The sequence below is a fragment of the Burkholderia sp. BE17 genome, assembly GCF_009362305.1.
Lineage (GTDB): Bacteria > Pseudomonadota > Gammaproteobacteria > Burkholderiales > Burkholderiaceae > Burkholderia > Burkholderia pyrrocinia_C.
Genome location: NZ_WHNU01000019.1, coordinates 1 through 20,534, shown reverse-complemented (window position 1 = coordinate 20,534; position 20,534 = coordinate 1). Strand labels below are relative to the sequence as shown.

The following is a 20,534-nucleotide window of genomic DNA, read 5'->3' as shown; positions in this document are numbered from 1 at the left end:
ACAGACCGTGGAACCACCTACCGGCGGCGATCTCAGCGCATCGCCAGATTCACGTCCCGACAAGCTGAAAGACGCTACTCGGTCTCCAGAAACCATCGTACCCAATCAACGCTTCGCTCGATCCCGTCGACTGTCCACGCATATGTTCCGCGCTCGGGATCGAAAAATACATCGATTACCGAGGTTCCGACAGACGCTGTGGCACCCTGAATCCGCCGCGTGTTACCGTCCCGCTGGATTACGGTGACTCCCGCACGGGCGGCTGCCGAAAGCGACTCAATCGTTGGAGCGTTCATGGGGAACACCTTTCGATTTGGAAACGCACTGAAATAGCGCAAGCTATCAAGATAGTCGAGGAGCCGCCGTTCGGCAAAGAACCGATGATCTTCGTCTATCGACCCCTCAGTCCGAAACGCGAAGTCGCTCCGTCCCCGAAAAGCGGTGGAGACCGGAGCCCGGCCTCTTTCTCTGGCCCATCCGCTGATAGAATCGCGTTCGCCCGCCGCCACAGCTGGAACAATCATGGATTACCGCGTCTCCTACGAGCATAGCCTGCAACAGGCGCCGGACGATTTCATCGCCCAGGTCGCCTCGCAATTGATCACCGACGTCCCCGCCAACATTCCGCGCGCCCTATTGCCTGAATACATCGCCGACCTAATCCTGACGCGGTCGCCTGAGATCGCGCAGATTCGCCACCTACGCATCCTCTGATCGACGCCGCGCTCGGACCGGATTGCTTAGGTCAGTCGCAACCATCGAAAGGGCAACAAGCATGCGACGTGTAGTGGTCAGACGATCGACAGTTCACGGGCGCAGTGTTTTCGCGGCCCAGCTCCTTCGCACCGGGGAACGCATCTTCCAATACAAGGGTGAGGTCATAACCTGGCAATCAGCGATTCGGCGTTACGAGCGCCGGGGCGATGACGGCCACACTTTCCTCTTCAGCCTGTCGGACGGCATGGTTATTGATGGTGGACGCGGCGGTAACAGCGCACGGCGGCTGAACCATGCGTGCGCACCGAACTGCGAAGCTATCGACATGGATGGCCGCGTATTCGTCAACGCTGTGCGTGACATACAGACTGGCGAGGAACTTCTGATCGACTACGCGCTCGAGATTGACGAGAGCACAACGCATCACGATCGTACCGCTTATCGCTGTTGCTGCGGCGTGTCCGCCTGTCGCGGCACCATGCTCAGCAGCACGTGAGGTTCGCAGTACGCGAATACGCTCGATCCGTAATTTCCTTCGAGAAAACGCAACATGAACAACCCAACGATTCGCGAGTTGCAGAAGCAGCTCGGGCAATTGAACCTGCTTGTTGAAGAAGCCAGGCAACAGGAAAAGCAAGCCATACTTGCCAAGATCGGCGAGCACGTAAAAGAGTACGGCATCACCGAAATCGAGCTCCTGCGCGCCGCTGGCTTCATCCAGGCCAAGCAAAAGAAGGCACCCGCCAAGTATTACGATCCGGACTCTGGACGGTCATGGTCTGGCAAAGGTCCGCGTCCCAAGTGGCTCGTCGACAAGAACCTCGACGACTATCTCATCCGCGAGGCGCCCAAGCCGTGGTGGCCAGAACGAACCTGATCGATCATCCGATCTTGACGATCGACATGTAGCCCTGCAGCGCCAGCGGCGTTTGGCTCTGCGAACCGAGTACCTTGGCAAAGCCCATCCACAGCGGGTTACTGCTTCCCCAGTTCGCCTGCACGCCACTCATGCGCAGCGAGCCGAGCACGCCAGAGATCGAGGCACTACCCACCGGTGCGTCTGGATATTGCTGGATGGCGTCCTGGTAGACACCCGGATAAGCGTAACCCTGACCGGCCGCGAAATACATCTGCGCCGGCAACTGGTACGTGTCAGTCGAAGTTGCGAGAATCTTCGCGCTACCTGACACCAGATAGACGCCGGCGGGAATAGTGATCGTTCCGTCGGCATTCGCGATGTACTCGAAGCCATTGGACGCCGAGACGCCGATACGGAAATCGATCTGATACCAGCTTCCCATGTCGATACCGCGACCGCCGTTGGCCTGAGCGCCGTGGCCAAGTTCAATCGTCATTACGGGCAGGATGCCATGCGGTGACGGCAGATTGGTGAGCTGACTGCCATCGACTGCCGGCAATCTGCCGTTTGCGTCGAGCACGACAACATCGCCGGGTGCGGTGCCCTCCTGCGACTTAGGGATCGCGGCCTCTGCCGTCGCCTCGGCACTTGCGGCTGTTGCGGCGATCGCTTGAAGGCCCGGACCGAGACGGGTGATGGCATTCTCGAGTGCGGTTAGCGCCGAGGAAAAAGGTTGCTGAGAGCTTGTTGTCACGATGTACTCTGGATAGGAAGTCAGACCATAGGATTCGGCTTGCCCATCCCCCTCGCGTCACGGCTGCTGTATCGTCGGCACGGAATTGCCCAAGGGAAATTGCGCGCCGATAAGGCGATTGGCGGAGAGTTCGGCCGTATACTTCGGGCCCCACACTCAATGCAGCTCCTATGCGACAAATCTTCGCGTGCGTGCTAATGGCCCTTGCCACGCACGCCTTTGCTTCCAACTCCTGCCCGCAGTTCAGCCCGAAAGGAAAATCTCCGGTCGTCACCAATCCTCGGATAGCCGCGAAGACGCGCCTCCTCTGCTATTCAGATTTTGAGGTGTTGCACTCGAGCATCACGCACGGACCGCTTTGGTCAGCCGAACACCTGACCCGGTCGCACCTAGTGGCGGCGAAGAACGAGATCCGCACGAACCGATTCTTCGAGGAGCCGCGGTTACCTAACGGCGAAGGCGCACAACTCACCGACTATCGCAAAAGCGGCTACGATCGCGGACACATGAGCCCGGCCGGAGATCGTTGGAATGATCATGCGATGGCCGAGTCATTCACGCTTGCGAACATGGTGCCGCAGAACCCGACGAACAACCGTCACCTGTGGGCGCACATCGAGGAGGCAGTCCGCCGAATCGGCATGCGAGCGCCGGACACGTATGTCGTCACAGGGCCACTGTTCAAGGGTGCAGAGCTGACGACGATCGGCAAATCCGGCGTCATCGTCCCAACTCAGATTTTCAAGGTAGTCTATGTCCCTCAGAAGCGGCTCGCGTTCGCGGTCGTTGCGAATAACACCGCAACCAAGCGCTACACGATCGCGACAGTGCGCGAGCTTGAGGCACAAAGCGGCTTGCGATTCCCAGGCATTCCGGAGTCGCTGAAAGACACTCGCATCGGAGGTTTGAATGGAGTTTAAGGCGTTTGCAGACGACTCAACCGTCGTGAACATTCTCGGCGACGCGTTCACCGTGACCAACGACCTCGACCGCATCGTACTGTCAGGCACGTTGGAGTTGACACGCGACAAGGCGGGTCTCGCCGCTGCACTTTCACTACAGAAGGCCATCGCCAGTATCGTAGACGTGCTTCAGCACGAACCGGCACTGCCCGAACATGTCCGTGACGAGCCTGCTGCGCCGAAGGGTAAGATCAAGAATCCGTTCGAAGGATAGACAGCGGAGCGCTTGATCTCGAGGACGTTGCCGCTCGCAAGCACATAGTGCGTGTCCGTTCACCGCCGCGCCCAGCGCGGCTATCACACGCTTTTCGAGGGGCTGCAGTCGATTCGGCGACGTCTGTCGCCAATCAGGCAGGAGAATACCGTGACTCAAACCAACAATACCGCCTCACTTATACAGGCGTTCCGAAACGCTTACGACGCGCAACAGAAAGATCAAATATGGCAACAACTCAGCGAGAGAGTTCGTCAATTTTGGACTACTCGTATCCTGTCAAAGCCTGCAGGCGTCCTTTCCGACGCGGAATGTGACGAAATCATCCGGATTCTCGATCGCAATGGAAAGGGAAACACGCGGGACGACGAGGCGGTTGCGAAGGTCATGGTGCCGCAAGGCGCGTGGAGACGGATGCTCAACGAATTCCACAGCAATCGGGCACTCGGTGACCTCATGTACGCTGTTCTCACCGAGACAGACGGATTGCGGAAAGCACAGCTAATCGATGAGCTGTATGCAATGAACGCGGGGCAAAAGAACCATCTCACCGGGCCGAGCGGGAACGCTATCGGTGCCTACCTTGCTTCTTTTGATCCGGTTCGCAACTTGACAATAGTCTCGCTCAAGGATCGGCGCTCCGTCATCGACTATTTCAATTTACCCTGCAACATCGACTGGGATACGACATCGATCGGCACGCAAATCGTCAGTTCCAACAAGGTCATTCTGGACGGTATGCACAACCTCGGCCTTGAAGGAAGTGCCCGCACCATCGCGTGCTTCTTCTATCATCCGCTCGTCAAAGAGTTCTGGAAAGGCGACGAAACGGTTCGGCGTGTTGATAACAAGCATATCAGCGTGACCGTTCCCATCGTCCCGGACGAAGGGGATGAGGAATTTGCCGATGGCGAATCGATACGGGAATCCATGCAAATGCAAGGTCTCATCGCGCGTGTAGGCGCAGCGATGGGATTCAGCATTTGGCTCCCGCGTGCGGATCGCAGTCGTGTCCTCAAGATCTGGCAGCCCGAACCCGGTGTACTTCTTGACGAATTGCCGATCAGCTACGATTCGGCCACGATGAAAACTGTCGAGCAAATCGACGTACTGTGGCTGCGCAAAAGATTCATCGTGCGGGCCTTCGAAGTCGAGCACACGACCTCCGTATACTCCGGCCTGCTACGAATGGCCGACCTTGTTGCGCTGCAGCCGAACATTAACATTAAACTACATATCGTCGCGCCGGGAGAAAAGCGGGAAAAGGTCCTGCAGGAAATCCGACGCCCCGTCTTTTCATTGCTGGAAGGCCGGGCGCTAAGCGAAATGTGCACATACATCTCGTACGACAACGCGAAGGAAATCGGCAGCCTGAAGCATCTGGCCCATATGTCCGATGAAGTCATCGAAGCCTACACGGAAGCAGCAGAATAGAAGAGAGACCATGAACATCTACCATTACTGCGACCCACAGGCATTTGTTTCCGTAATGCAAACCGGGAAGTTTTGGGTTTCCGACGCCCGAAAAACAAACGACCGGCGTGAACTCGCGGTGTTCAAAGAACTGGCCTTCGAGCACATCAAAGAACTGGCAGAGACCGACGTTACCGTTCGTGCTTTTTCCTCACAGCTCGGCTTTCACTTCGACGAAGTCGAGGGCATTAGTGACTATTACGTGTGCTGCTTCTCTGAAGCTGGAGATTCAGTGCCTCAATGGGTTGCGTACGGTGAACGAGGCACTGGCTTTGCAATTGGATTGGACGTTAACGAAGTACGGAACACAATTGGGGCTCCAATGCTGGATTCCAGTTATCGAGACCTAAATTTCGAAGAGCCGCAAAGCAGGTGGTTGTTCGGCCCAACCGTTTACGCCGAATCTGGGAAAAAGACAGACTCACTACTTAGGGCTCTCGCGAAATTGATCCGGAGCGGCCAAAATCTCGGCACGCAACCGGCAAGAGATTTTATCGATCGCTTATGCGCATTCTACAAGGATGAGTCTTTTTCTTCAGAACAAGAATGGCGCATCATCTACAATTCAAGCGAGAACGTACTTGAGAGGTTAGGCGGCCAGCCTGAACTCGCAAATGAAAAACCGACCACGCTATGGAGACAAGGGCGCTATGGTCTGACACCGTACATTTGCACGCCGGACCTGAGGAAGTGCATCCGTGAAATTGTCATCGGTCCAAGCAATACTGACCGCGCCACGCAAACGTATATTGCCCAGTTCCTGAAATCGCTAAACATAACGTGCGACGTTCGACAGTCGAAGTCACCGTACCGATAACGGCAGAGATGTTTCAGAAGTTGCGTGCCATGCCCAAGGTTCGTGACAAGCTCGCTCTTGATTTGAAATCGTCTTCTGGAGCATCCTTCGCCGACGAAACGATGGCCGACGAGCACAGTGTTGCACTGTCGATACTCTGGGACGCCACATACCCCGAGCAGGCAAGAGTGTCACTTCATTCCCACTCACTGGACAGTCTCGAAGCCAGAGGCCCGCTCAACTATCCATTCAAAGAGAACATGACCTTCGGCGGCTTTGTCGAGATTCGCATCGCGTGAAAGTTCATCGTTTAGTCTAACGATGCCCGAGCGTCCCAAGCTACAGAGGCAACGTGATCAATGATGTTACCTTACCAGTGCATCGAGCGTTGTGGCACGGGTCTTCAGAGCCGCTGACAGCGGCTCCGTGGTCACGACGAGCCAGACCCATGCCAACCTCTACCTAGTGCACCTCACACCGTTGCAGCTCGATTCAGTCGGTCTGATTCGCATCCGGCGTGGTTGCGCTCACACCAGACTCGTCAGGCAGATCACTCCGTCAAATCACCCCTCGTCTTAACCGTACTCGTATCAATGCGAGGCCGTCCCGTCTTCGCCTTCGTCGGCACCTGCCCCATGCCGAACGTGCGAATACGTTCGGCGCCCTTGATCATCAAGTATTGCTCCGACTTGGCGAGATACACGAGGTTCTTGCACAACGCTTCTCGTTTCGTCCTGTCGTTCCAGTTGATCTGACCAACACCAACCCCATGACCACGCTTCTCGTAGCTTTTCTTCAATCGAGCCGTGTTGCTGTTCCAGTAGTCACCCTTACCTTCCGTGACCACGTTGGCCCAGTACTCACCGATCTGCTTCGCGATGTGCTCGTCGTGATTATGCTCACCCGAATAGAACAGGATGACGTGCAGGTGCAATCCCGTGTCCTCCCCTTGCTCGATCGCCCACACATAGTTTCCAACGCCTGACATCAGTTCATTGAACCGACGAGCAGCAAAGAAGCGATCACGATGATGCTGGATCACCTCCGGCGTAATCCAGCGACGAAACTGCGGCTTGTAGCGCAGCGTCAACGAGAGCACGAGCCAACGTGATCTACCCGTCTCCTTCGAGAACATCGCCTCTTCCAACGCCAGTACGTTTGTCCTGTTCTTCTCAGCGTTAGCTTCTCTCAGTCGTTCACGTTCCTTGAATGCACGTGACTGACAACGCTCACGGATCTTCTCAATGAGCATATCGAACAGGTCCATGTATCGCGCGCCATCAGCTCGCACAACGTCACCCGGCATATCGAAAGCAAAAGGATGCTGATCGCCGATCAAGCCTAACTCCTTACACACGTCATAGAACAGCCCCACACGTGCCGTGTAGTGATAGATGTCCGCGTAGCGCTCGAGCCATTCGTTGACCAAGCGATAGTAGCGTTTGCCGAAGTACAGCTCACGGATGCGCTTGATACCGCTGTAGCGAGCAGTCTCTTCAATGAACGATCCTTTACGTCCCTTCTCGATGTCTTGAACGAACTTCTCGATGGTAAAGAGGTAGCGTGAAGCGTAGCCTTTGTGGATGACCACTTGCCTACGTCCGCACACATCAGTTTCTTCGAGGTTCATGCGCTCATCAAGGCGAGCGATTACCTCCAGTGCTTCCGGGTCTTCATTGATCTCGTACATAGTTGCTTAATGATGTGTCGTCGCAGCATGGCGACGGTAGTTGATGTTCGGTCTCTTGTTCTTCGTGTCGCTGAACTGCCTGCAAGCGACGCTCAGCTAGCCGATGAACCTGAGACCTTCTTTTTTGTCGATGACTGATCGATGTGGATCTCATCGACGATAGGTTTCACCACCTGCGCGATACAGCAGACGAGGAGAAAGATGTCGCCTATCCATCCTTGCTTCGTATCAATGCGTAGAAGATGAAGTTATCTTATCCTTTCGCATTCCATATGAAGCAGAAGTTGCATGTTCTCGATTCACACGAGAACCACTGCGATTCAATCAACAACGCCCAAGAGAAGCGCGCATTTCTATGACGCTCCTCATATACATACATACGCACGCAGTAAAAGGCACATGAACCACCAGCAAGCACATGGAACAGGGGTGTAGCGTGGTGCACATGCCTATCGTCGAGAACAAAGCCGCTCGCCAGGACTGCGCCCACGCGGCCTGATTGGGATTGCTTTTCCGTGCCGAGCGTGGTAGGAAGTCGCCGACGCTCGGGGTGTTTCGCTGCCGCCCAAATTGGGAACGGCGGAAATTGACCGCGACTCCTGCGACTGTCGCGGAAGTCGCAACGGATTTGACGAGCCAGCAAAAACACGCCACCCGAAGGTGGCGTGCAATCAGTAGTAGTTCAACGAGCCGAAGCGATATGCAATAAATCCGATCATGACCTTATTAGTACCCTGATCCTTGAACACATTGATCGATCCTTGAGCTATCAACGCTGCAATTACTGGCTCGAGGGCAGCCTTAGATCGAAGATGGTTCGGACCATTCCGCAGCACGTGATTCTTGGGTACGCATTGCAATCCCGCTTTCCAGTAGTTGAGGAACAGAAACCGCTCCAACTCAGTCATGCTCTGCTGCATCGAGAAGGCACTGAACTGTGGCGAGAACAATCGCTTATACTCGTGCAAGTGCCAGTTCACGATAGCCACCGCAGAGTTGAGTGTCGCTTTCGTTACCTTTCCTTGCTGCTTCGTGAAGCAATGAAGGATAGCAGCGACACGAGCCAGCATCTCATTTGCCTTCGATGCAAAGTCATGGACGTCACTCAGGTACTGCCAAGGTTGGATTTGCCCCTCCAGGTGATTGAACAATCGCACCCATTCCGCTGCTGCCTCGGGATCGAACTCGAGTATCTCGCGTTTCACTACACCTGACTTCCTTTGTGTAGCGTAGCTGTCCAGCAACTCCCTCACACGAGCATGGAATGCTGGGAGACTGCGCCACTCCTCGTCGATGTAGTTGATGAACCGGAATCCTTGAGTAGATTGGGGCGCACCTACCAAGTATCGCGCCCAAAAGCCTGAACCACGCGCAACCGCACCACGATCTTGCTGATATACATCGAGCACGGCATCTTGCACCATGAGATTAACCGTGATGCGAGGCTGCCTGGCAACGATACTCCCGGTGCTAAGCCGATCGAATACCAGCAGCTTTGCACCATCCCAACCCTTGTTACGCAATCCAGGTCGGCTCATCAGACCGCCCTTGAACACCACCTCCCCTTCATCGGTGGTGATGGCAATGGATCTGCCTTCACCCTCCAGACTCTTCATCAATGCTGGTTCAGTTGCGACCTGGTGAATGAATCGGTATGGTTGAGGCGGAGCCGGCTCGCTCTTGATATGCTCGTCCAGCCTGAGACGTAGGTCTTCGGCATCCTCCCCTTGCCGGATTGCCTTGGCGATCATGCTCCTGATTGTCGATTCGACCGTCTTCCAGTAGCGATGATCTGCCTTGTGCTGGATCAGGTCTTGCTGATGTTGACCGATGCTTGCCTCGTCGTGAGCATAAATCGGCTCACCAACGATTTTGTCAGTGGCGGTTTTTCGCTCCCCTGACTCAGCCTTGATCAGTATGTTCAGCGATACTGGAACAACGGCGCCGAATGGAAGCTTGACATCAACTACCCCTTGGCATGCAATCGACATCGTTGCAAGAAAGGATGTAGCGATTAGAGCATCCGGTGCTTTTATCTTCTCCTTCACTTCGAATATCGCCCGTGCAATCTCCGGCGGAAATGAATAGATGGGATACGAAGGTGGAGTATAGTTTACAATGTCATTCATTATAAAACCCCAAAACAATGGGGCGCCGAAGCGCCCCTTAATTAGTCAACCGTGTTCTGCGTGTGCTCTCACTAGCTCGTCCCATTTCTTCCTGAACGTAACCGGCGAGTATTTCGCTCCTAGCTTTTCGTAATGCTGGCGTATCTTGGACAAGCTCACGCCTGCATTGAATCGCTCCAAGGCTTTCGGGAAATGCTCTTTTAGAATCATCTCCTTTTGAACCTTATTGCCCGAGCCGAGTTCGTCCCAGCCTCCGTCATCCTCGACGGGTTGGCTTTCCGAATCATCCATCCCCGAAGTTGTATTCAATTGCCGGCCAAGCCTCTCTCGTCCAGTGAATGTATCAGCCATTGGCTTTCTTTCTTCGCTCATCCCTTACTCCTGCTCTGTATTCGATTTTTTCTTGAGATAATTGGCCGTCGCTTCACCCAAGATACGGGTTGCGCTACCAATTTTGAACGGCTTTGGAAGGTCGCTCCCCTCGCGCTTCCATTCTTCATAGATCCACGACTTGGACTTGGCGATGATCGAGCAAAATTGCTTGACACTCAGAACCGGTGGAATTTCATCCAACGTCATAAAACACCTTTCGTTTACATGGACGACAGCAGATCGCGCTAGAGCGCATCAGTAGTGCTGCATCCGTTGTTAAAGAGCGAAGGTGTGGCCCAGCTACCATCCGTGAACCCCACCTGACCTGCCTGTATCGACCTGTGCTGTCCTGCACTGCACTGAACGATGAGGCCATGGTAGGGAGGTCGCGACAGTGCTCCCAGACGTCTGCTAAAAATAAAATTTCGGGGCGCAAAAAACCCCTCGCACTGAGGGGTTATTAGGGACGAAGCGCTGGACGATCTACTCTTTGGGCTTGATCAAGTGCGGGAACTTGTCGGGGGCTTTCTTCAGCCAACCCTTGATCGTTCGCGAAAGGTTTCCGGTTTGTAGGCCGCGCTCTTCCACGAATGCCGGATGCTCTCTTGTCAATTTATCCGCGACGACATCGACAGCTTGAGTACTGGTGTCCCACCCCTCTGGTCGCAACTCTCGTAGAAGCTCCGCTACCTTCTCTTTCACCTCTTTGTAGCGGGCTGCTTTGCCGCCGCCGCCCGTACGGGCACGCCCGACGAACCGGTTCCTCGGATCGGAAATGAGCATCTCATCACGCGACCAGTACATACCTCGCTCAACACTACGCGATGCCTGCTCCAGGTCATTTCTCGTCAATGCTTCGGTGCCCTCGATGACATAGGCCATCGCCATGACCGGGGCAAAAAAATGCGCGTCATATCCGTGACCGGCGATTGCCTGCACAGGAATTTGACTTCGATACTCCAGATCGTCGGTTGACCGGCCTGAGCTCATCACCTCATTGAGCGCACTCGACCAGTCTCGCCACTCCTCATCAAGCGAGTGCCTCGAAATATAGTCTCGGACGGATGCTTCAATAGCCTTCAACTTTTCCTGCAACTCGCTACCCGACTCGATAGGGCCGGTACGCTTGTTCAACGGTGCCTGAACATTCCACTTACCCTTCTCGGCCCGCGTGCCTTCCATCGTGATCACGATCGGCTCGCGTCTGTCCTCGCGATACAACTTCACGGTGAGCCTGAATCTGACGGCATCTGTCTTTTTGAGAAGGTCCCAAATCACCTTGAGCTTCTTCTCTGCCTCCAAGATAAAATCCGGTCTCTTGATTTTCACATCAATCCCATCTCGTTAAGTCAGTGTCCGTCCCAAATACAGGCGTACGGCAAGATTGCAACACTGCCGCCGCACAGTCGCCTCCATTTCGATTTCTGGCGGAAATCCTGCCCGGACCAGCTAGTCGGCAACCGACGCGACAGTCCCACGCATCAGTAGACAAATCGAGCCTGTGCAGCCCCATCACGCTTGCAGCTTGTATACTGTACGAGCCGACGCGATTGTGTCAGGTCTCAGATGCGCACCTGTCGACCGAGGCGTAGCAAGTAGCATTTCGCCCTTGCAGACTAGATGCTCATTTGGAAGTATATTTCTCCTCAACTTATTGGGGTCGCAGCGATTTTCCATCGCCCGCCACTTCAGGCTTCAGCAGTTCACCGCCATATCCTCCGTGCGATCAAGCATCGTCCCAACATCACTTCAATCGCTTCGAGGTGGTGAAGCCTTAGGCAGAGGTCGAGGATAGTCATCACCGGAGCGACACGATGGGCCCAATGATGGGCCGATGAAGCCCAATCCTCACGCAAGCCGCTGATTTTGTTATTTTTTCACCACAAACTCAGGAGAACACGATGGAATTCGAAGTCCAGGACATGACCTGCGGCGGCTGCGCCAATGCAATCACGCGTGCGGTGACGGCCGCCGATCCCGCCGCGAAGCTCGAAATCGACGTCGCGACGAAGATCGTCAAGGTCGAATCGGCGCAAGGCGCCGAGCGCGTGCAGTCGATCATCGAGGCCGCCGGCTTCCACCCCGCGCTGCGCGCCGCATAACGCGGGCTGCGGGCTGCGGGCTGCGGGCTGCGGGCTGCGGGCTGCGGGCTGCGGGCTGCGGGCTGCGGGCTGCGGGCTGCGGGCGCACCGCCAAGCGGCGATGCGCCCGCGGCATCGCGTCAGCGCAGCCGGATCAGCGTCGACTTCAGCTCGGTGTACTTCTCGAGCGCATGCAGCGACTTGTCGCGGCCGTTGCCCGACTGCTTGTAGCCGCCGAACGGGAAGTTCATGTCGCCGCCCTCGTCGTAGCAGTTCACCCACACCGTGCCCGCGCGCAGCCGGCGCGACACGTCGTGCGCGGTCGTCAGGTTCGACGTCCATACGGCCGCAGCCAGCCCGTATTCGGTGTCGTTCGCGATCCGCACGGCCTCGTCGACGTCGTCGAACACGATCACCGACAACACGGGCCCGAAGATTTCCTCGCGCGCGATCTTCGCATCGGGCTTCACCTCGAACACCGTCGGCTCGACGTAGAAGCCCCCCGTCTCCTCCTTCACGCGTGCACCGCCCGTGACGAGCCTGCCTTCATTGCGCCCCGTCTCGATGTAGCCGAGCACGCGCTCGAGCTGGATGCCGTCGACGATCGCGCCCATCGACACCGACGGATCGAGCGGGTTGCCGGGCACGTAAGCCCGCGCGGCCGCCACGAGCTTCTCGATGAACGCATCCTTGATGTCGCGATGCACGAGCAGCCGCGAGCCGGCCGTGCACATCTCGCCCATGTTGTAGAAGATCGCACCGGCCGCGGCCTGCGCGGCGCGATCGAGATCGGGACAATCGGGCAGCACGATGTTCGGCGACTTGCCGCCGAGTTCGAGCCATGCGCGCTTCAGGTTCGATTGCGCGGCGTACTGCATGATCAGCTTGCCGACCGCCGTCGAGCCGGTGAACGCGATGCAGTCGACGTCGCGATGCAGCGCGAGCAGCTTGCCGGGTTCGCCCGCGCCCGGCACGACGTTGAACACGCCTGCCGGGATGCCGGCTTCGTACGCGAGCTGCGCGACGCGGATCGCGGTCAGTGGCGACTTCTCCGACGGCTTCAGCACGACGCTGTTGCCGGCCGCGAGCGCGGGGCCGAACTTCCACGCGGCCATCAGGATCGGGAAGTTCCACGGCACGACGGCCGCCACCACGCCGACCGGCTCGCGCGTGACGAGGCCGACGAGATGATGATCGGCCGGCGCGACTTCGCCGCCGACCTTGTCGATCGCTTCCGCAAACCATTCGACGCAATACGCGGCGCCCGGCACGTCGACCGTCGTCGTGTCGCCGATCGGCTTGCCCGCGTCGAGCGTCTCGAGCAGCGACAGCTCGTCGAGATGCTCGTGCATCAACGCGGCCCAGCGCAGCAGCACGGCCTTGCGCGCACGCGGATTCAGGCCGACCCACACGCCCGCGTCGAACGCGCGGCGCGCGGCCGCAACGGCCGCGTTCACGTCGGCTTCGCCGCATTCGGCGACCTTCGCCAGCACGCGGCCGTCGATCGGGCTCACGCAATCGAACGTCTTGCCGCCGTGCGCGTCGCGCAACGCGCCGTCGATGAATGCGCGCCCTTCGATCTCGAGCGACGCCGCCTTGTCCTGCCAGTCAGCCAAAGTCAACTTGTTCATCAGGATGCCTTATGTTGTGGCATTCGCGGTGCGACGCGCCGCGCGCATCATGCGCGGCCGGCCGCGAATGCGGTGACGCGCGGTCAGAAGGTCGCCGGCGAATTGGCCGAGACGACCTCGCAGATCTGTTCCGCGCTGGGATTGCGAAAACGGTGCGGCAAACGGCTTTCGAAGTAGTAGCCGTCTCCGGGGTCGAGCAGCCACGTCGCGCCGTCGACGGTCAGCTCGAGCCGGCCCGATACGACGACGCCGCCCTCGTGCCCCGCGTGCACGAGCATCTCGGGCCCCGTATCGGCGTGCGGCTGGTAGATCTCGCGGAGGATGCACATGTTGCGATCCTTCACGCTCGCGCCGACCAGATGAAACGCGAGCGTGTCGTTGCCGAGGTTCGGCATCTCGTCGCGACGCGACACGACCGTGCGCGATTCGACGAGCTCGAACGTGAAGAACTCCGCGAGACTCATCGGGATGCATTCGAGCAGCTTCTTCAGCGAGCCGACCGACGGGCTCACGCGACCCTGCTCGATCAGCGAGATCGTGCCGTTGGTCACGCCGGCGCGCTTCGCGAGTTCGCGCTGCGACAGGCCATGCTTGTTGCGCACGAAACGCAGGCGCTCGGCGACTTCGGTGGACATCGATTCGGTTTCGGACACGATAAGTGCGATGACAAAGTGAAACGACGCGGTGGACAGCCGTTGAATATTCTAATCACTTTATGCCGCACATCAGCGGGGAAAACCCTGAAAGGCGTTCGAAATAATGAACACCTTGCCGATTATTCCTTTTGTGAATCTTTTGTTCGCACTGCTCGGGAAAGCCCTGATGCAGGACCGTTAAAAAACATTTGACGCCGTTTTTGGCTCGTATATGCTGGCTCTCAGGTCAGCGTCATTTGGCTTTCACGGGCAGCGAAACGCGTTATTGCAACGCAATAATTGATGCCCATCAATGTAAATGACGCAGGACCGGCGCCTTGATTATTTTAAACGCCCAGCGCGTCGAAACGGTCAGGTGTTCAATACTTTCAACAACCCAGTCGAGTGTAATCGTGAGAGTCCGTGGCCCTCTGGTGAGGTGGGATCGAAGCGTGGCGCGAAGTTCGCGCAGCGCGGCGTCCCCTTCCGATGGCAGTTGCGGCTGGCATAGTCCTCGCCTGCAGCATCTGTCGATCTACACAATCCTGTCCCGTCGTTCTGTTCGGCGCCACAACGCCGTTTCCGCACGCGCATTCGTCGCCGTCGATACCGACGAAGTGGCGTCGCTGCTGCCGTAGCGCCTCTCCTTTCTTTACGTCGTTCGTTTCGTCTGCCGATTCGCCAACCGCATCGTCCATGCGGTGACGGAACGCGTTCGCGCATTCGTTGCCGCGTCGCCCGCGTCACGTCACGTATCGCAGCAAAACGAACGACGGCCTGATCGTCGCGCGCAGCGCGGATCGCCACGCCATCCCGCTGCGCCCATTCACCAGCGGCCTTGCGCTCTGCGCCAGGCTGCGGGGCCGTGTCGCGCCTGCGTTTTGCAATATCCGAAACGACGCACGCCACAGCCCTATGGATTACTGATTGACGTCATGGAAAGGAAACCCCTCGTCGGCATCACCGCCGACCACACGCAAATCGGCGCACACGCGTCGCATACGGTCGGCGACAAATACGTCGCCGCGATCGTCGACGGCGCGCAGGCGCTCGCGATGGTGTTGCCCGCGCTCGGCGAGCGCCAGTCGGCCGACGACATCCTCGACACGGTCGACGGCCTGCTGTTTACCGGCAGCTACTCGAACGTCGAGCCGCACCAGTATGGCGGCGAGCCGAGCACACCCGGCACGAAGCACGACCCGGCACGCGATGCGACGACGCTGCCGCTGCTGCGCGCGGCGATCGCCGCAGGCGTGCCGGTACTCGCCGTCTGCCGCGGCTTCCAGGAGCTGAACGTCGTCTGCGGCGGCACGCTGCACCAGCGCGTGCAGCAAGTGCCGGGCCTCGCCGATCACCGCGAGGACAACGCCGCGCCGATGGACACGCAATACGGCCCCGCACATGTCGTGCACCTGACGCCCGGCGGCAAGCTGCACGCGCTCGCCGGCGGCCGCGATGAAGTGCACGTGAACTCGCTGCACCAGCAGGGCATCGCGCAGCTCGGCTCCGGCCTCGCCGTCGAGGCGGTCGCGCCGGACGGCCTGATCGAGGCCGTGAGCGTCGTCGATGCACCGGCTTTCGCACTCGCCGTGCAATGGCACCCGGAATGGCGGCATGCGCATGACCCGCTGTCGAGCGCGATCTTCCGCGCCTTCGGCGACGCCTGCCGCGCCCGCCGCAATGCCCGCACGCGCGCCATGGCCGCCGCCGCGCTCGCCTGAGCGCGCCGACCCACTTACGAGAACAGACATGCAAGACATCGAAGATTTTCTGAAGCAACACCGGATCACCGAAGTCGAGGCGATCATTCCCGACATGGCCGGCATCGCGCGCGGCAAGATCACGCCGCGCAACAAGTTCACGTCCGGCGAATCGATGCGGCTGCCGCAGGCCGTGATGGTGCAGACCGTCACCGGCGAATATCCGGAGGACGGCTCGCTGACCGGCGTGACCGATCCCGACATGGTGTGCGTGCCCGACGAGTCGACGATCCGCCTGATCCCGTGGGCCGTCGACCCGACCGCGCAGGTGATCCACGACTGCGTGCACTTCGACGGCTCGCCGGTCGAGATCTCGCCGCGCTACGTGCTGCGCCGCGTGCTCGAGCTGTACAAGGCGAAGGGCTGGAAGCCCGTGGTCGCACCGGAGCTCGAGTTCTACCTGGTCGACATGAACAAGGACCCGGACCTGCCGCTGCGCCCGCCGGTCGGCCGCACGGGCCGCCCCGAAACGGGCCGCCAGTCGTATTCGATCGAAGCCGTCAACGAGTTCGATCCGCTGTTCGAGGACATCTACGAGTACTGCGAAGCACAGAACCTCGACATCGACACGCTGATCCACGAAGTCGGCGCCGCGCAGATGGAGATCAACTTCATGCACGGCGACGCGCTGTCGCTGGCCGACCAGGTGTTCCTGTTCAAGCGCACGGTGCGCGAGGCCGCGCTGCGTCACAACATGTACGCGACGTTCATGGCCAAGCCGATGGAAAACGAGCCGGGTTCGGCGATGCACGTGCACCAGAGCATCGTCGACGAGGAAACGGGCCTGAACCTGTTCACGTCGCAGGAAACCGGCGGCGCGACGTCGATGTTCTACAACTACCTCGCGGGGCTGCAGAAATACACGCCGGCGCTGATGCCGATCTTCGCGCCGTACATCAACTCGTATCGCCGGCTGTCGCGCTTCATGGCTGCGCCGATCAACGTGCAGTGGGGCTACGACAACCGCACGGTCGGCTTCCGCATCCCGCACTCGGGCCCGTCGGCACGCCGCATCGAGAACCGCATTCCGGGCGTCGACTGCAACCCGTACCTCGCGCTCGCCGCGACGCTCGCGGCCGGCTACCTCGGCATGACGCAGCGCCTGGAGCCGACCGAGCCGCTGGTCAGCGACGGCTACGACCTGCCGTACCAGCTGCCGCGCAACCTCGAGGAAGGGCTGACGCTGATGGCCGCGTGCGAGCCGCTCGGCGAGATCCTCGGCCACAAGTTCCTGAAGGCGTATTTCGCGCTGAAGGAAACCGAATACGAAGCGTTCTTCCGCGTGATCAGCTCGTGGGAACGCCGCCATCTGCTGCTGCACGTCTAAGCGCGCGTACAACGCCATACGGAATCACGGAGGAAACATGACTTACCGCAACGAATCTGCCTGGATCCAGCCGGCCGCGCCGCGCGCGACGCAGGCACGCTCGACCGCCGAATACCGCGCGCTCGACGCCGCGCACCACATCCACCCGTTCTCGGACATGGGTGCGCTGAACCGCGCGGGCAGCCGCGTGATCGTGAAGGCCGACGGCGTCTACCTGTGGGACTCGGACGGCAACAAGGTCATCGACGGGATGGCCGGCCTCTGGTGCGTGAACGTCGGCTACGGCCGCAAGGAACTCGCCGACGCCGCGTATCGCCAGATGCAGGAACTGCCGTTCTACAACACGTTCTTCAAGACGACACACCCGCCGGTGATCGAGCTTTCCGCGATGCTCGCGGAAGTGACGCCCGCCGGCTTCAACCACTTCTTCTATTGCAACAGCGGCTCGGAAGGCAACGACACCGTGCTGCGCCTCGTGCACCAGTACTGGCGCGTGCAGGGCAAGCCGCAGAAGAAGTACGTGATCTCGCGAAAGAACGGCTATCACGGCTCGACGATCGCGGGCGCCACGCTCGGCGGGATGGGCTACATGCACGAGCAGATGCCGTCGAAGGTCGAGCACATCGTGCATATCGATCAACCGTATTTCTTCGGCGAAGCGCAGCCGGGCGAGACGCCCGAGGCGTTCGGCCTCGCGCGTGCGCAGCAGCTCGAAGCGAAGATTCTCGAGCTCGGCGCGGAGAACGTCGCGGCGTTCATCGGCGAGCCGTTCCAGGGCGCGGGCGGCGTGATCTTCCCGCCGTCGACGTACTGGCCGGAAATCCAGCGGATCTGCCGCAAGTACGACATCCTGCTGGCCGCCGACGAGGTGATCGGCGGCTTCGGCCGCACCGGCGAATGGTTCGCGCACCAGCACTTCGGCTTCGAGCCGGACCTGATCACGATGGCGAAGGGCCTCACGTCGGGTTATGTGCCGATGGGCGCGGTCGGGATCCACGAGCGAGTGGCGCGGCCGATCATCGACAACGGCGAATTCAACCACGGCCTCACGTACTCGGGTCACCCGGTGGCCGCGGCCGTCGCGGTCGCGAACCTGAAGCTGCTGCGCGACGAAGGGATCGTCGAGCGCGTGAAGAACGATACTGGCCCGTACTTCCAGGCGCTGATGTGCGAAACCTTCGCGCGTCACCCGATCGTCGGCGAAGTGCACGGCCACGGCCTCGTCGCGAGCCTGCAGCTCGCCGAAGCGCCGGCCGAACGCCGCCGCTTCGCGAACGGCGGCGACGTCGGCACGATCTGCCGCGACTTCTGCTTCAACGGGAACCTGATCATGCGCGCGACCGGCGACCGGATGCTGCTGTCGCCGCCGCTCGTGATCTCGCGTCCGGAAATCGATGAACTCGTGTCGAAGGCGAAGAAGGCCGTCGATGCAACCGCCCAGCAACTGGGTATTTCGTAACGGCCTTGCCTACAAGCGTGCGGCGGGCGCCGCACGCCGCCATAACCAGGGGAACTCCACCATGCGTGCCTGCTTTCTTCGCCAAGCCTGTTCCGTTGCGGCCCTCGCCGCCGCGGCAGCGTTCACGTCGGTCGCCAGCCCGTCGGCGCATGCCGACGAGCTGAATGTCTACAACTGGTCCGACTACATCGCACCGGACACGATCCCGAACTTCCAGAAGCAGACGGGCATCCACGTCAAGTACGACAACTACGACAGCGACGACACGCTCCAGGCGAAGCTGCTTGCCGGCAGCTCGGGCTACGACATCGTCGTGCCGACGTCGAACTACATGGCCAAGCAAATCCAGGCCGGCGTGTACCAGAAGCTCGACAAGTCGAAGCTTCCGAACCTCGCGAACCTCGACCCGCTGCTGATGAAGATGATCTCCGATGCGGATCCGGGCAACCAGTACGGCGTGCCCTGGGCCTACGGCACGGACGGCATCGGCTACAACGCGCAGGCCGTGAAGAAGGCGCTCGGCGACAACGCGCCCGTCGACAGCTGGGCACTGGTGTTCGATCCGGCCAACATGGCGAAGCTGAAGGGCTGCGGCGTGTCGTTCCTCGACCAGGCCGTCGACGTGTTCGCCGCCACGCTGCAGTACATGGGCAAGGATCCGAACAGCAAGAACCCCGGCGATTACCAGGCCGCATTCGAAGTCCTGAAGAAAGTCCGCCCGTACATCACCCAGTTCAACTCGTCCGGCTACATCAACGACCTCGCGAACAACGACGTGTGCGTCGCGCTCGGCTGGTCGGGCGACGTCGGCATCGCACACCGCCGCTCGTCGGAAGCGAAGCGCTCGTACGACATCAAGTTCTCGAACCCGAAGGAAGGCGGCCTGCTGTGGTTCGACGTGATGGTGATCCCGAAGGATGCGCCGCACCCCGAGGCTGCACTGAAGTGGATCAACTACGTCTCCGACGCGAAGGTCAACGCGGCGATCACCAACACGGTGTTCTACCCGACCGCGAACAAGGCCGCGCACCAGTTCGTCACGCCGGCCGTCGCGCAGGACCCGACCGTCTATCCGCCTGAAGACGTGCTGAAGAAGATGGTGCTGATGAAGCCGATGCCGGCCGACATCCTGCGCCTCGAGAACCGTCTGTGGGCGCAGCTGAAAACCGGCCACTGATCGCGATGAATGACGGCGGTGCAGGCATCGCTCCACGCCTGCCCGCCTGAGATCCGCGGACCTCCGTCCGCCCGCGCGCGTCGCGCGCACTGTTCCATCCGGCACGAGCCGTTGTCCGCGAGTCGCGTTGCGCGCCTCGTGCGGGGACGCTCACGCCTGCAATCCGTGAAGAACGAATGGTGACTCCCATGCAATCGATACCCTCTTCCGCTGCTGCACGACAGATTCAACCGGCCGCCGCGGCCCGTACGCAAAACGACGCCTTCGTGCGCATCGAAAACGTCGTGAAGAAATTCGGCGACAGCACGGCCGTCGACAACGTGAACCTGACGATCGCGAAGAACGAATTGTTCGCACTGCTCGGCAGCTCCGGCTGCGGCAAGTCGACGCTGCTGCGCATGCTCGCCGGGCTGGAAACGGCGACCTCCGGCAAGATCTTCGTCGACGGCGAGGATCTCGCGTCGCTGCCGCCGTACCGCCGCCCGGTGAACATGATGT

General features: G+C 59.4%; 23 protein-coding genes. 15 read left to right on the top strand and 8 right to left on the bottom strand.

Going from position 1 to position 20,534, the window contains the following annotated elements; genetic code table 11:
• Positions 1-522: 522 nt before the first annotated feature.
• The 3 genes from GD429_RS17680 (at position 523) to GD429_RS17670 (ending at position 1,594) form a co-directional block, all read left to right on the top strand.
• Complete coding sequence (locus GD429_RS17680; RefSeq protein ID WP_152858387.1) at positions 523-714, top strand: hypothetical protein; 192 nt, start codon at positions 523-525, stop codon at positions 712-714.
• Positions 715-775: 61 nt separating this feature from the next.
• Positions 776-1,213 carry an SET domain-containing protein gene (locus tag GD429_RS17675; protein WP_152858384.1) on the top strand — a complete coding sequence of 146 codons (438 nt, stop codon included), beginning with the start codon at positions 776-778 and terminating at the stop codon, positions 1,211-1,213.
• Positions 1,214-1,267: 54 nt separating this feature from the next.
• Positions 1,268-1,594, top strand: coding sequence for an H-NS family nucleoid-associated regulatory protein (locus tag GD429_RS17670; RefSeq protein ID WP_152858381.1), 327 nt, complete (start codon positions 1,268-1,270; stop codon positions 1,592-1,594).
• A gap of 4 nt (positions 1,595-1,598) precedes the next feature.
• Here GD429_RS17670 and GD429_RS17665 read toward each other — a convergent pair whose 3' ends face one another.
• A complete protein-coding gene (locus GD429_RS17665) occupies positions 1,599-2,330 on the bottom strand; it encodes a hypothetical protein (RefSeq protein ID WP_152858378.1) in 732 nt (243 codons plus the stop codon).
• Between the two features lie 170 nt (positions 2,331-2,500).
• On the opposite strand from GD429_RS17665, the gene GD429_RS17660 reads away from it, so the two are divergent.
• From GD429_RS17660 to GD429_RS17640, 5 genes are all read left to right on the top strand, one after another.
• A complete protein-coding gene (locus GD429_RS17660) occupies positions 2,501-3,250 on the top strand; it encodes a DNA/RNA non-specific endonuclease (RefSeq protein WP_152858375.1) in 750 nt (249 codons plus the stop codon).
• Positions 3,240-3,506 (top strand): hypothetical protein, encoded by a 267-nt coding sequence (locus GD429_RS17655; protein WP_152858372.1) that lies wholly within the window; start codon positions 3,240-3,242, stop codon positions 3,504-3,506. The genes GD429_RS17660 and GD429_RS17655 overlap by 11 nt, the downstream gene beginning before the upstream one ends.
• Before the next feature lie 150 nt (positions 3,507-3,656).
• Entirely contained in the window at positions 3,657-4,940 is a 1,284-nt protein-coding gene (locus GD429_RS17650) for a hypothetical protein (RefSeq protein ID WP_152858370.1), read from the top strand.
• Positions 4,941-4,950: 10 nt separating this feature from the next.
• Positions 4,951-5,796: a DUF2971 domain-containing protein gene (locus GD429_RS17645; protein WP_193727127.1), complete on the top strand. Its 846-nt coding sequence runs from the start codon at positions 4,951-4,953 to the stop codon at positions 5,794-5,796.
• A 29-nt stretch (positions 5,797-5,825) separates the two neighbouring features.
• A complete protein-coding gene (locus tag GD429_RS17640; RefSeq protein WP_193727126.1) occupies positions 5,826-6,074 on the top strand; it encodes a hypothetical protein in 249 nt (82 codons plus the stop codon).
• 251 nt (positions 6,075-6,325) lie between these two features.
• Here the strand turns inward: GD429_RS17640 and GD429_RS17635 are convergent, their stop codons facing one another.
• The 5 genes from GD429_RS17635 to GD429_RS17615 all read right to left on the bottom strand — a co-directional run bounded on the left by GD429_RS17635 (position 6,326) and on the right by GD429_RS17615 (position 11,295).
• Positions 6,326-7,465 (bottom strand): inovirus-type Gp2 protein, encoded by a 1,140-nt coding sequence (locus tag GD429_RS17635; protein ID WP_152858364.1) that lies wholly within the window; start codon positions 7,463-7,465, stop codon positions 6,326-6,328.
• A 671-nt stretch (positions 7,466-8,136) separates the two neighbouring features.
• Positions 8,137-9,594 carry a YfjI family protein gene (locus GD429_RS17630; RefSeq protein WP_152858362.1) on the bottom strand — a complete coding sequence of 486 codons (1,458 nt, stop codon included), beginning with the start codon at positions 9,592-9,594 and terminating at the stop codon, positions 8,137-8,139.
• 45 nt (positions 9,595-9,639) lie between these two features.
• Positions 9,640-9,966: a hypothetical protein gene (locus GD429_RS17625; RefSeq protein WP_152858359.1), complete on the bottom strand. Its 327-nt coding sequence runs from the start codon at positions 9,964-9,966 to the stop codon at positions 9,640-9,642.
• Between the two features lie 3 nt (positions 9,967-9,969).
• The gene (locus GD429_RS17620; protein WP_152858357.1) at positions 9,970-10,173 is read right to left on the bottom strand and encodes a helix-turn-helix transcriptional regulator; all 204 of its coding nucleotides are present in this window, start codon (positions 10,171-10,173) and stop codon (positions 9,970-9,972) included.
• Between the two features lie 276 nt (positions 10,174-10,449).
• Complete coding sequence (locus tag GD429_RS17615; protein WP_321574675.1) at positions 10,450-11,295, bottom strand: hypothetical protein; 846 nt, start codon at positions 11,293-11,295, stop codon at positions 10,450-10,452.
• Between the two features lie 572 nt (positions 11,296-11,867).
• On the opposite strand from GD429_RS17615, the gene GD429_RS17610 reads away from it, so the two are divergent.
• The gene (locus GD429_RS17610; RefSeq protein ID WP_152858354.1) at positions 11,868-12,068 is read left to right on the top strand and encodes a heavy-metal-associated domain-containing protein; all 201 of its coding nucleotides are present in this window, start codon (positions 11,868-11,870) and stop codon (positions 12,066-12,068) included.
• A 119-nt stretch (positions 12,069-12,187) separates the two neighbouring features.
• On the opposite strand, the gene GD429_RS17605 is transcribed toward GD429_RS17610, so the two are convergent.
• Both GD429_RS17605 and GD429_RS17600 read right to left on the bottom strand, forming a co-directional pair.
• Positions 12,188-13,678, bottom strand: coding sequence for an aldehyde dehydrogenase (locus GD429_RS17605; protein ID WP_152858352.1), 1,491 nt, complete (start codon positions 13,676-13,678; stop codon positions 12,188-12,190).
• 83 nt (positions 13,679-13,761) lie between these two features.
• Positions 13,762-14,313: a cupin domain-containing protein gene (locus tag GD429_RS17600; protein WP_034179449.1), complete on the bottom strand. Its 552-nt coding sequence runs from the start codon at positions 14,311-14,313 to the stop codon at positions 13,762-13,764.
• Positions 14,314-14,726: 413 nt separating this feature from the next.
• On the opposite strand from GD429_RS17600, the gene GD429_RS41110 reads away from it, so the two are divergent.
• The 6 genes from GD429_RS41110 to GD429_RS17570 form a co-directional block, all read left to right on the top strand.
• The gene (locus GD429_RS41110; protein ID WP_072437498.1) at positions 14,727-14,951 is read left to right on the top strand and encodes a hypothetical protein; all 225 of its coding nucleotides are present in this window, start codon (positions 14,727-14,729) and stop codon (positions 14,949-14,951) included.
• Between the two features lie 297 nt (positions 14,952-15,248).
• The gene (locus tag GD429_RS17590) at positions 15,249-16,034 is read left to right on the top strand and encodes a gamma-glutamyl-gamma-aminobutyrate hydrolase family protein (protein WP_152858349.1); all 786 of its coding nucleotides are present in this window, start codon (positions 15,249-15,251) and stop codon (positions 16,032-16,034) included.
• Between the two features lie 28 nt (positions 16,035-16,062).
• On the top strand, positions 16,063-17,400 hold the full coding sequence (locus GD429_RS17585) for a glutamine synthetase family protein (RefSeq protein WP_152858346.1): 1,338 nt from the start codon (positions 16,063-16,065) through the stop codon (positions 17,398-17,400).
• Positions 17,401-17,437: 37 nt separating this feature from the next.
• Positions 17,438-18,859 (top strand): aspartate aminotransferase family protein, encoded by a 1,422-nt coding sequence (locus GD429_RS17580; protein ID WP_152858343.1) that lies wholly within the window; start codon positions 17,438-17,440, stop codon positions 18,857-18,859.
• Between the two features lie 61 nt (positions 18,860-18,920).
• On the top strand, positions 18,921-20,036 hold the full coding sequence (locus GD429_RS17575; protein ID WP_152858630.1) for a polyamine ABC transporter substrate-binding protein: 1,116 nt from the start codon (positions 18,921-18,923) through the stop codon (positions 20,034-20,036).
• Positions 20,037-20,224: 188 nt separating this feature from the next.
• On the top strand, positions 20,225-20,534 hold a 310-nt coding region (locus GD429_RS17570), incomplete at its 3' end, for an ATP-binding cassette domain-containing protein (RefSeq protein WP_152858340.1).